The organism is Paenibacillus maysiensis, assembly GCF_000520815.1.
Classification (GTDB): Bacteria; Bacillota; Bacilli; order Paenibacillales; family Paenibacillaceae; genus Paenibacillus; species Paenibacillus maysiensis.
In genome coordinates this window covers 1-11939 of record NZ_ASRY01000213.1, presented here as the reverse complement: position 1 = coordinate 11939, position 11939 = coordinate 1, and the positions used below count along the sequence as shown (strand labels likewise).

General features: G+C 46.1%; 11 protein-coding genes and 1 pseudogene. 6 read left to right on the top strand and 6 right to left on the bottom strand.

Annotation, left to right across the window (positions count from 1 at the left end; translation table 11 throughout):
* Positions 1-52: 52 nt before the first annotated feature.
* Positions 53-595, top strand: coding sequence for a hypothetical protein (locus tag L696_RS28650; RefSeq protein WP_209440973.1), 543 nt, complete (start codon positions 53-55; stop codon positions 593-595).
* A gap of 279 nt (positions 596-874) precedes the next feature.
* Here the strand turns inward: L696_RS28650 and L696_RS0115455 are convergent, their stop codons facing one another.
* Positions 875-1087, bottom strand: coding sequence for a helix-turn-helix domain-containing protein (locus tag L696_RS0115455; RefSeq protein ID WP_025684453.1), 213 nt, complete (start codon positions 1085-1087; stop codon positions 875-877).
* A gap of 284 nt (positions 1088-1371) precedes the next feature.
* Here L696_RS0115455 and L696_RS0115450 point away from each other — a divergent pair, with 284 nt between their 5' ends.
* The gene (locus tag L696_RS0115450) at positions 1372-1776 is read left to right on the top strand and encodes a hypothetical protein (protein ID WP_025684452.1); all 405 of its coding nucleotides are present in this window, start codon (positions 1372-1374) and stop codon (positions 1774-1776) included.
* Positions 1777-1824: 48 nt separating this feature from the next.
* On the opposite strand, the gene L696_RS0115445 is transcribed toward L696_RS0115450, so the two are convergent.
* Positions 1825-2130, bottom strand: a complete 306-nt coding sequence (locus L696_RS0115445) for a hypothetical protein (protein ID WP_025684451.1) — start codon at positions 2128-2130, stop codon at positions 1825-1827.
* Positions 2131-2452: 322 nt separating this feature from the next.
* On the opposite strand from L696_RS0115445, the gene L696_RS31485 reads away from it, so the two are divergent.
* Positions 2453-2611, top strand: a complete 159-nt coding sequence (locus tag L696_RS31485; RefSeq protein ID WP_209440972.1) for a hypothetical protein — start codon at positions 2453-2455, stop codon at positions 2609-2611.
* A 62-nt stretch (positions 2612-2673) separates the two neighbouring features.
* Here L696_RS31485 and L696_RS0115440 read toward each other — a convergent pair whose 3' ends face one another.
* Positions 2674-3945 carry an MFS transporter gene (locus tag L696_RS0115440; protein ID WP_025684450.1) on the bottom strand — a complete coding sequence of 424 codons (1272 nt, stop codon included), beginning with the start codon at positions 3943-3945 and terminating at the stop codon, positions 2674-2676.
* Between the two features lie 319 nt (positions 3946-4264).
* Positions 4265-4531, bottom strand: a pseudogene (locus L696_RS0115435) (family 1 glycosylhydrolase); the annotation flags it as partial.
* Between the two features lie 253 nt (positions 4532-4784).
* Between L696_RS0115435 and L696_RS0115430 the strand changes: the two are divergent.
* The 3 genes from L696_RS0115430 (at position 4785) to L696_RS0115420 (ending at position 9670) form a co-directional block, all read left to right on the top strand.
* Positions 4785-7676 (top strand): 2-oxoglutarate dehydrogenase E1 component, encoded by a 2892-nt coding sequence (locus L696_RS0115430; protein WP_025684448.1) that lies wholly within the window; start codon positions 4785-4787, stop codon positions 7674-7676.
* Positions 7677-7681: 5 nt separating this feature from the next.
* The gene (gene odhB / locus L696_RS0115425) at positions 7682-9001 is read left to right on the top strand and encodes a 2-oxoglutarate dehydrogenase complex dihydrolipoyllysine-residue succinyltransferase (protein WP_025684447.1); all 1320 of its coding nucleotides are present in this window, start codon (positions 7682-7684) and stop codon (positions 8999-9001) included.
* 138 nt (positions 9002-9139) lie between these two features.
* The gene (locus L696_RS0115420; RefSeq protein ID WP_025684446.1) at positions 9140-9670 is read left to right on the top strand and encodes a YfiT family bacillithiol transferase; all 531 of its coding nucleotides are present in this window, start codon (positions 9140-9142) and stop codon (positions 9668-9670) included.
* A 118-nt stretch (positions 9671-9788) separates the two neighbouring features.
* Here L696_RS0115420 and L696_RS0115415 read toward each other — a convergent pair whose 3' ends face one another.
* A complete protein-coding gene (locus L696_RS0115415) occupies positions 9789-10766 on the bottom strand; it encodes an alpha/beta fold hydrolase (RefSeq protein WP_025684445.1) in 978 nt (325 codons plus the stop codon).
* A 25-nt stretch (positions 10767-10791) separates the two neighbouring features.
* Positions 10792-11766, bottom strand: a complete 975-nt coding sequence (locus tag L696_RS0115410; RefSeq protein ID WP_025684444.1) for a type I phosphomannose isomerase catalytic subunit — start codon at positions 11764-11766, stop codon at positions 10792-10794.
* Positions 11767-11939 lie beyond the last annotated feature (173 nt).

Genomic DNA, 11939 nt, shown 5'->3' with positions numbered 1-11939 from the left:
GTTGGCCTCGTTAATTTCTTATTTGCGTCTTATATAAATGGAATATAAATTAATGCAACCACCGTTTGAAATGAAAGAATACTCTGAAATGAACAAGCATGAAGCTAAAGAACATTTTAATTGGTTTAAACAGCAAATACCTTCGCGTTTAGAGCAACTTGGCGCATTTTCACAGATGCATCTGGATTATAGTCATCGCTCACTTATAGATATTTGGGAATGGTATCTAAGAAATGTACAGATTCAAAACAAAAGTACTTCAGAATTAGAAGAGGAGTATTCAAGAACTTCTAAATGGATGAAAGAATATATTAATGACAAAAAGGTTAGTACTCAATCCAAAGCTTTTACACTGGACATCGGAATTTATCTCGGGGAAGTTGTAAAAAGTAATCATAGTGGGTTGGACTGGGGTCTTATTTTTAAACCAAAGTCTTATATTAGTGTGAATCGTCCTGTTATCACTGGTTTGACTAACGAAACAGATATGGATGTGATCATGATCGTAACGAATAAAATGTATCTGGTTTTAGACGGTGAGCGTAATCCAAATGCTTTATTCGACATTTATCATACGTGGGAGAAATATATTTAAGGTCGCCTTATAGGAAGGGATTACGATGTTCGAATCTAATTTGAGTGGGAAGATCGGTAAAAAAGTATTTTGAATATTATATAAGAAACAGAGAGCCGTAAGCATGTTAACGGCTCTCTTCGTCGTCTGGCAAGTATTCGATCAGTGCACCAGGGAGTACGCCAAGGGTTCTACAAAGTGTGTTCAAGGTTGGAAAGTCAATTTGGGCGTTTGCGTTGGAGGGCAGCTTTTAGAAAACCTAATTGAAACAGTTTCTCATAACAAGAGAAGTTCATTTTACTAATTTGTATCATCCTCTACATACTCGATAACATCTTGAACATGGCAGTGTAGAGCTTTACAAATTTTATCTAGCGTATCAAATTTCACACCGTCTGTTTCTTCGTTGTAAAGTTTGGTGATTCCGTTTCTATGTAATCCAGTCATGCGGGAAAGCTCGGCAATATTTATTCGTTTTTCGCCCATAATACGGGAAAGATGAATCTTTATCATATTTTCCTCCAGCTAAATGCATTCTACAGTGTTAAAAAGAAACATCAAAGTATTGACAATAAACACTATTGGATGTATTCTAATAACAACAAAAATAACACTGTAATATGCATTAGGTTTATTGAAATGTTATTTGTGAACGTCGTAGTAATATGCTTATCGTACCAAAACGTTTTACAATTAGCAATTAATTATCGTTCAACCACCTAGTTTGAAAAACTACCTGTAGAAGAAAGTATATTGGCAAATAAGAAACTTTGAACAAAGGAATGGAGCGAGGATGTATGACAGAATGGGTAATGGGATTGGAGCGGGTATCCATGGTTCAGGGGCCGTATGATTCACCTCATATGTATGAGATATGCGAAGGGGTTCTTTATGACCATCAATACTTCTTTTACCTCGAAAATGGCATACTGTGTCTGCGCCATGTGAAGAAGGTGGAGCAATCATATCATACGCATCTTTATCTGGATGGAGAGAGCGGAGGTCTGCAACTGGCAGAGGGAATACAAGGGGAGGTTATGCAAGTTGTCACGGAGATCATCGAACGCTTACGCGCCAAGGATGGACTGACATTTTTATTCGATGAACTGCTGTGGCTACATGGTAGGGGCCCCATTGAATTAAACCTTTTCAATAAGAAGGATGAAGTGCCCCCGAGTGGCAGACAACTTGCTACGAAATAAATGATCCTTATGCTCTATATCATGGAACTTACCGAATAGAAAAAAAGCTTATGATATCACCGAATATATCAGTTGTTGACTGATGAAAATGAGCGGATTCCGAATCAATATGGTCAATTCCAGCATCACAGCACCAGCAGAAGGACTAAAGCCCCAATCACCTCCGAATAAAATGTTTTGCTGCTGCTCTAATATAGGTGACTGAGGTTCTTCCAAGCCATATTGTTCTTTGATTCTCTCTTTCGTTTTATGATCTATGACAAGGTTATCCTGTGCAAAGGTACAGCAGATAGGAACACTTAACTGTATTAAAAGAAGTAATGCAACTGGTATAAGCACTTTTTTGCTTTGCATGGTTAGCTCCTAGATCTCTGTTTTTTGACCTCTTAACTTTTGTATCTACCATAATAAAAACAACTTAAGAATGCAACGAAAGAATAGGTAAATAATCCCTTTAAATAGTTTTATGACCAGAATATAACAGTAAATAACAGCATCGATCTACATACACTGGGTTATCGGCCTTGGGGTGGGTGAGGTCGTGGGTTCGAATCCCGCTACTCCGATTTCAATCAAAATGTCCTGCTGATGCAGCTAATGCGTCTGCCGGGCGTTTTTTTGAATATTATAGACCCTATCGGTCTTTGCCTCTACTGGATTTTGACGAGCTAGTCGTATGCAACGAATGTATGTACTTGTGGAGCATTTGAGGGGAGATATGATGAAGCCACCTCTGCACTGGATTCGGAGGCAGAAGTGGCAATTCAACAATCGCTGGCGGAATGGTCTGCTGGTCCAACAACACGGGTCATTGTTCATCGACTGGCGACGATAAAAAATACGGACCGTATTATCGCAATCACTTCAATGCCACCATTTATGACTTTTTTAATTTGCCTATAAAGATTCCTGAAGGGTCTTAGAAGAAGTGCTGTAATCAGCATAACGGGGAAGCACAATAGTGTAGTATATTCCCACAATAACGGTACAGACCCCAACTAATAAAAACAAGACTTCAATTGGAATAAATGAAGGAAAGCTTACAGCAATGAAACCTAATGTAAGAGACTGGGACAGCATCATTAACGGATTAATTAAACCTTGCACACGTCCCATCATTTGAGGATCTACAATACGAGGAAGCCATCCTCCTATGCCAATGTTAATGAACGGAAGTATCAGTGCAATGACAAAGTTGATAATCAGAAAAGCATAGAGGTGGTTAACAAATCCAAGTGTGCACATACCAATTCCGGCTACCAGAACTCCCGCTGCAATCATTTGGTGTAGCTTTAGCTTGGCGGAGATGAGAGAAGCGATTAGGGTACCAAGCAACACACCAGCTCCAAAAATAATACCTGTCCATACCATATACTGCTCATAGTTGTCTGGAGCTAGCTTATATTTAAGAATAAACATCGGTAAAACGCTAAAACCACCATTTAAAATACCGAACATAAAAAAGCCTGAAACCAACCAAATCAATAGTCTGTTGCGTAATATGTAAAGAAACCCTTGTTTAAAGTCATGCATGACAAGTTTGAATTTTAATTGTTTAAATTGATGTGCCCCGTTCGGAAGGCGTACTTCCTTTGGAATTTTGCAGGAACGAATAAGCAGTGCAGACACAATAAAAGAAACAGCATCAATTAGGATGGCTCCAGTAATTCCAAAGTGCCAGTAAACGATGGCCCCCAGAGTCCCTCCAAATAACATGAAAAGACTCCCCATCATTTGATTGAGCCCTGCGGCAATGGTGTAATCATCTTCGCTTAATATCCCCTGTATAATGGCACTTTCGGCTGGGAAGAAAAATTTGGAGGCAGCACTACGGATGAAGAGGAGGGCAAATATCAAAGGAATCGAATCGACCCAAATAAAAATAAGCAAACATAAGGATAAAAAAGCGCTGATCCAGTCACAATTAACAGCAATTTTTTGTCTGTCCATCCGATCTGCCAGCACTCCAACCACGAGAAATACTACCAGCATCGGGAGCGAATACATTAACTCGGCAAGCGTTGCATAGTATGGCTGATTCGTAAACCGTTTCAACAAATAAAACATGAATGCAGTAACCCCAATAATTCCTCCCATTTGTGAGGCGAACGTTGCCAGAAAAAACCTGACATAATTCTTGTTTCTGAGTACTTGTTTTAATCCAGTCACAGTTCCATCCCTTTCGCTTTCAAAGCGGTTTTTAGATGCCTAATTAAAATAATAGTGAAAAGTAGGAATATTGTACAGAAAAGCGACTTTAATGTCACTTTAAGTTTGAATCGTATCGGACCCTCTGCCTTTTAAATTCTGCTGTTAACGATAATCATAGTGGGGTGGACTGGGAAGTTGTTTTTAAACTCGTTTGGCGTAGTATGAGGAGCAACTAAACTTAAATAACCAGCCGTCGGTTGATATCCGACGGCTGGTTATTTAAGTTGCCAGGTGTTTGATTCCTGACTCACAAATGAGTGTCAGTCTCCAATCTTAATTAAGCTAATTCCGCGCCATTTGTAGCAATCACCTTTTTATACCAGTCAAAGCTTTTCTTCTTTTTGCGGTTAAGGGTTCCGTGACCTTCGTCATCCTGATCCACATAAATAAATCCGTAGCGTTTGGATATTTCTGAAGTGGATGCACTGATGATATCAATCGCTTCCCAACTGGTGTAGCCCATCACTTCAACGCCGTCTAGAATGGCTTCTTTTAATTGTCCGATATGTTGTCTGAAATAATCAATACGGTAATCGTCTATAATGGGTGTGTAAGAATTACAGAATAGCCCGATTCATCTCATTTACGCATGGATATGTTGAGAAAAAGGAAATGCTCATTGCTAGAAAACTTTATACAATGGAAGAAGGATAGGAACTGTGAAATTCGACTTTTGATGAAGGATTTCATATAATGTGAGCATATTGTGAACAACTTAAAATGAAAATTTTGCAAAAACTGAAATGAAAATGATTTCCGTCCAGCTATGAATTTCAAAATTTGACGGAGGGAACGAGATGACAATGGAAGAGAGCAGCAGACAGGTACCTTGGCAGGCGTATTACGGACCTAATCTAGGTTATGTGCAGGACCAGTATGAAAAGTATGTAGCGGACCCCGGAACAGTTGATCCGGCTTACCGCGAGCTGTTTGATCAATGGGGTGAGCCGCCGCAATCCGAATACTCGGCTGCTTCCATGATAGACTACAAATTGCAAGGCCCCCCGGCAAGCGCTCAGGGACATCTTGACTCGAACACATTACAGAAAGCGGTTACAGCCGGGAAAATGGTGTGGAACATCCGTGAATACGGACATTTGGCTGCACAAATAGACCCGCTGGGACTGGATGCGGAGCAGGATACACGCTTGCTTGATCCGGCATCCTACGGTTTAACCGAACAGGACCTAAAGGCTTTTCCGGCCTCTTTAATATGGGATAACGCTCCTGCTGGAACACTTAACGGCTGGGAAGCCATCCAACGTCTGCGTGTGGCATACACAGGCCCGATTGCCTATGAATTTAGTCATATTCATAATGAGGAGGAACGCCGCTGGCTGAACAGCTATGCTGAATCCGGCTGGTCCTCCAAGCCACTCACCACACAGGAACGCAAGGCATTGCTAGGCAGACTGGTAGAGGTGGAGCAATTCGAAGAGTTTTTGCATAAAACGTTTGTCGGACAGAAACGTTTTTCCATCGAGGGTAATGATGTCCTTGTACCGGTACTCGACGAGATTATCCGTCTTACGACGAATGCAGGTGCAAGCCACGTCTTGATGGGGATGGCGCATCGTGGTCGTCTGAATGTACTGGCCCATGTGCTGGGCAAGCCTTACAGCAAGATTTTCTCTGAATTTCATCATTCTCCGAATAAGGATCTGATTCCGTCGGAAGGCTCGACAGGAATTAATTACGGCTGGACCGGAGATGTGAAATATCATCTGGGTGCCAATCGTTTTGTAAAGGATGGGGAAGCGGTACAGGCCCGTCTGACATTAGCGAATAACCCGAGTCATCTGGAATACGTGAACCCGGTCGTGCAGGGCTTTTCCCGCGCAGCGCAGGAGGATCGCAGTGAAGCAGGCTATCCGAAGCTGGATGTCAGCAAGGCGGCAACCATTATCATGCATGGCGATGCGGCTTTTCCAGGTGAAGGCATTGTGGCCGAATCACTCAATTTCACGAATTTGCGCGGCTTCCGTAATGGCGGCTCTGTTCATATTATTGTTAACAATCGTCTGGGCTTTACAACAGAAAGCGTTGACTCACGTTCGACCCGTTATGCAAGCGATCTGGCCAAAGGCTATGAAATTCCGATCGTACACGTGAACGCGGACAATCCCGAGGCGTGTATTGCAGCAGCTCGAATGGCTGGTGAATATCGCAACCGCTTCAAGAAGGATTTCCTGATTGATCTGATCGGCTACCGCCGCTACGGTCATAATGAATCCGATGATCCGGAAACAACGCAGCCGCTGGTATATAGCAAGGTGAAAAACCATCCAACGGTTAGCAAATTGTACGCTCAAATCCTGATTAAGCAAGGAATTGTGGATGAAGCGTACAATGCTGGGCTTATCGATAAGGTGCAAAATCGACTGAAGGAAGCATACGAGCATGTGAAGAATAACCCGGAAGAGGAGCCGAAAATTGCTCCTTCCAAGGTAAAACGGGGTCAGGATTCTGTGGTTCGTACAGCAGTAGAGCTGAAAAAGCTGCGCCAGATCAATGAAAACCTGCTGAAATGGCCGAAAGAATTTCAAGTATATCCGAAGCTGGACCGTATTCTACAGCGCAGAAAAACGGCTCTGAACGATGGCGAAAAGGTAGATTGGAGCTTGGCGGAAACGCTGGCTTTGGCTACAATTCTGGCCGATGGCAAACCGATTCGTATGACAGGTCAGGATGCGGAGCGGGCAACCTTTGCTCATCGTAACCTCGTGCTGCATGAGCCAGAAACGGGCAATACGCATTGCCCTCTGCATACTTTGCCGGAAGCACGTGCTTCGTTCAGTATTCATAACAGTCCGTTGTCTGAGGCGTCTGTCCTTGGCTTTGAATATGGCTATAACGTGTATTCTCCTGAAACGTTAGTGATTTGGGAAGCGCAATTCGGTGATTTTGCCAACTGTGCGCAGGTTATTTTCGACCAGTTCATTTCCGCTGGACGCGCCAAATGGAGACAGAAATCCAGTCTGGTGATGTTGTTGCCGCATGGTAGTGAAGGACAAGGACCGGAGCATACAAGCGCACGTCTGGAGCGTTTCCTCCAACTGTCTGCACAAAATAACTGGACTGTCGCTAACTTGAGCAGTGCCTCACAGTATTTCCATCTGCTGCGCCGTCAGGCTGCATTAAGCGAAAGTGAGGAAGCTCGTCCGCTTGTGATGATGTCGCCGAAAAGCCTCATTCGTAACAACCGTGTCGCTTCGCCTGCTTCCGAGTTCAGCGAAGGAACATTCCGTCTCGTGCTGGAGCAGCCCGGATTGGGTACGCGCCCGGATCGTGTAGAGCGGATTGTATTGTGCAGTGGCAAGATAGCTATTGATCTGGAAGAGGCGTTGGAGAAGGACAAGGCTGAAGCGGAGGACCGTCTGCACATCATTCGCGTCGAGCAGTTGTATCCTTTCCCGGAAGAGGAAATCCGGAATATTTTCAGCCGCTTTCAACATGTTAAGGAATTCGTATGGACACAGGAAGAACCGAAAAACATGGGTGCTTGGAGTTACATCGAGCCTCGTCTGCGGAATGTAGTGCCACAAGGAGCGGAAATTCGCTACGCAGGCAGACCGGATCGTTCCAGCCCGGCGAGTGGTTATCAGCAAGTACACAGCCTAGAGCAGCAGCGAATTATTCAATCAGCGTTGAAGCAGGATTCCAAAAACAATATTACACTGGGGAGGTAGCGGCTGTGAGCGATATTTTAGTGCCAGCAATGGGAGAATCCATCACGGAAGGAACAATCTCCAAATGGCTTGTGAAGGAAGGGGATTCCGTAGGACAGGGAGATGTTCTACTGGAACTGGAAACCGATAAGGTCAACCTGGAAATTAGCGCAGAAGAAGCGGGCGTAGTCCAGAAAATCCTCCGACAGGAAGGGGAAACGGTAGTTATCGGTGAATCAGTTGGCTTGATCGGAAGCGGTAGTGGGAGTGGGAGTGGTGACGCAGAACCATCCGGTGCCGGAGAAGCAGCAGCGACCCAAGCGCCAGAGACACCGCCTGTAGCTACTTCGCCTGCTTCCACAGCAGGCGGTGGCAAATCAGCAGCGGAACAGGCCGCACAGCCTATTGCATCCAACGGTGACGGGAACGGTCAGACGGCATCCCCCTCTGCCCGGAAGCTAGCGCGTGAGCGCGGAATTGATCTGGAACAGGTACAGGGGAAGGACCCGCTCGGACGCGTGTTCCAGGAGGATGTTAAAACACATGCGAACAGCGCCGATGCTTCGCGTATTGCATCACCTGCACCTGCGGCTCCCGCTGCAAATAAGCCTGCTGCTGCGTCTCCGTCTCAGACAGAGTACAGCAAGCCGGTAGAACGTCAGCGCATGTCCCGCCGCAGAGCGACCATTGCCAAACGTCTCGTTGAGGCACAGCAAACGGCAGCTATGCTCACCACTTTTAATGAAGTGGATATGACAGCTATTCTCGATGTTCGCAAACGCCGTAAAGATAAGTTCAAGGAGAAGCACGATGTAGGGCTGGGCTTTATGTCCTTCTTTACAAAGGCAGTGGTCGGCGCGCTCAAGCGGTTCCCTACTGTGAATGCGGAAATTAACGGCGATGATATCGTACTGAAAAAATACTATGATATCGGGATTGCCGTATCTGCGAAGGAAGGGCTGGTTGTACCCGTTGTACGGGATGCTGATCGTCTCGGCTTTGCCGAAATCGAGAAGAGCATTGCAGATTTGGCTGGCAAAGCACGTTCCAATTCGCTTTCTCTTGCAGATCTGCAAGGTGGAACCTTTACCATTACCAACGGAGGTATTTTCGGTTCCCTGCTGTCTACGCCAATCCTGAACACACCGCAAGTGGGTATTTTGGGAATGCATAAAATCCAGCTTCGCCCGATTGCCATTGACGAGGAACGTATGGAAAATCGTCCGATGATGTATATTGCGTTGTCCTATGATCACCGGATTATTGATGGCAGCGAAGCGGTTCGCTTCCTGGTAACGGTCAAAGAATTGCTGGAAGATCCGGAATCGCTGTTGCTGGAAGGGTAAAATAGATCAACAGTTGTACCCAATCTTTACGTATATGAAAAAGCAGGCTCTTGCGGGTCTGCTTTTTTTCCTGCATAGTTAAAACATAAGATTACAGGTAACAGGATACTCAGATGCAGAGAAGGGTGGGGGACTGTTTTGGATCATGATTTGCGCTACCCGATTGGGCCATTTGTCGTTCCAGATACGATTACAGAAGAACAGCTTGTGGCATGGACTCAAGATATTGCTGAACTGCCTTCTGAGCTTCGTCAGGCGGTGGAAGGGCTGGATGAACAACAGTTGAACACGCCTTATCGCGAAGGAGGCTGGACGGTTAGGCAGGTTGTCCATCATTTGGCAGACAGCCATATGAACGGTTATATTCGCTTCAAGCTGGCGCTAACAGAGGATACACCCACGATTAAGCCATATGATGAGGGGCGTTGGGCCGAAATACCGGATGCAAGGGAGCTTCCGCTGGAGCCTTCTCTGCAATTGCTGGAAGGGCTGCATGAACCGTGGGTGGTTGTGTTGCGTTCGCTGGGGGATGATCAATTACACCGAACGTTTATCCATCCGGAATTGGGTCAGACGATCCGCCTGGAACGAAACATCGGCATCTATGCCTGGCATGGCAAACATCATATAGCTCATATTACTTCCCTAAGGGAACGGAATGCATGGTAATTTTCAACATAACCTCAAAGTAAGAATTAAACACAAAAAAGAAACCTTTAAGTCCACTGTAATCGTGGTTTTGAAGGTTCCTTTTTTATTCCAGCGAGGATGACCTGGACAAAGCGGATCAACCGGATGTCTCAGAGCCTCCAGACAAAACAGAAACGGAGGTCGCTGCTGAGTTGACATGACGATCCAGCCAATCCACGATATCGTTCATGACCTCGTTGCGGTTCGTTTCATGCAGCATCTCATGTCGGCCGTCAGGATAGAGACGATATTCTACATCCTGAAGCTTCAGACTTCGGTACATATCCACCAGCGATAGAACGCCTTTACCGAACAACCCTACCGGATCACGGTCTCCGGCAAAAATATAGACTGGCAGCTTGGGATTGATTTTTTCGAGTGAGGAGGGCCCGTGTATTTCCTGCAAAAGCCGGAAAAAATCTAGAAAAAAGCCTGTCGTGCAGATGGCTCCGCATAACGGATCATGCACGAATTGATCTACTTCCTCAGGATCGCGGGATAGCCAGTCGAACGCCGTCCGCACCGGACGAAAGGCCCGATTAAATCCGCCGAAGACCATAGCGTTGAGCAGTATGCTGCGGTGATCCATTCCTTGCAGTTTGGCTTGCAGCAGGGCAACCTGCTCTCCAAGTTTCAGCAGACCGCGCCGCCCGTTCGTTCCCGATAAAATAAACCCGTGATACTGTTGCCTGTCATCATACATGATTTTCTGGGTTAAAAAGGACCCCATACTGTGACCGAGCAAAAAACGAGGCCGATCCGGAAACTCCTTGGCCGCAATTTCGCCCAGCTCCAGCATACCGCTTGCCATTCGATTGAACGCATTGGCTCCCGGCATACCCAGCTTATCAGGATCACCAGCCGTACGTCCGTGGCCGATATGGTCGTTGGCATATACACCGTAGCCGGAAGCTGTAAGCTTCTCGGCCAAGCGAATATAGCGGTGGGACGTCTCGCACATCCCGTGCGAAATCTGAACGATTCCCCGCACGGACGTATGTTCATCCGGTAGCCAGCGGTAGGCAAAAAGCTCCGTTCCGTCATTTTCAGCGATGGTGAAGGTATATTCCCGCATGATTAGACAACACACCCTTTAAGCTTTAAGGAAGATAAGATCTAAGGACAGTCATTCCGTCATTCAGCGTGTACCCGCCCAGATTAGCGGGTAACAGGAAGCAATCTCCGGCTTTGCAGGAGAGAGACGACGAATGATTGTCCCACGTTAATGTACCGCTACCTTCGCAAATCACGAGAATGGTAAAGCTGTCATCGGTTGTGGAAAGCGCCCAGCTTCCCTTTACGATACCCTTTTCTACGACAAAATACTCACAGGCTGCGAGTTGAAGCCATTCGCCCGGCTGCAAACCGCCTGTTTTCATCGTTGTTGCACCAGCCCCCTCGTAAGAGGTCACATTGAGAGAGTCCTCGATATGCAGCTCACGGGGCTTACCATCCAGACCAGGACGGTTGTAGTCATATAACCGATAGGTGGTATCTGAATTTTGCTGAATTTCAGCAACAACAACGCCTGCACACAGCGCATGTACGGTTCCAGCAGGGATGAAGAATGTGTCGCCAGCCTCGACAGGAACCTGACGCAAGCTGCCCAGGATGTCTCCGCTTTCAAGAGCGGTACGCAGGCTGTCCCGGGTCACGCCCTCGGTCAGACCGTAAATAATTTTAGCATCCGGCTTGGCATCAAGGACGTACCACATTTCGGTTTTTCCCAGTTCTCCGGCTGGAAGTCCTGCATAATCATCTGTCGGATGCACTTGCACGGACAGATCGTCATTGCAATCCAGCAGCTTGATCAGAAGCGGAAAACGTCCGCCTTTTTCCGATACGCCCTTGGCCCCGAGCCAGTCCTGCCCGTAGGTTTCGCGAATTTCATCCAGTCCTTTGCCAGCCAGCTCGCCATTGATGACCGTTGTGGTTCCATTTGGATGATCGGCAATCATCCATCCTTCGCCAATATGTCCTTCCGGCGGGGTCAAACCGAATTGTTCCAAGGCTCGTCCTCCCCAAACTCTCTCTTTGAACTCAGGTTGAAATTGCAGTGGGTATGGCTTTAGCATAATTTCTCTCCTCCATAATGAGTAATGAGTGCGACTAACAGAATAGGGAAATCGGAAACGTGCCGCCGGGGCAATAAAACTGGGATGAATAGCCCGTACGACGCTCAAAAAAAGATATATGTAAGGCGGCTTAAAAAAAGCCGCTCATAACCTGAATAGGCGAATTAAAAAAG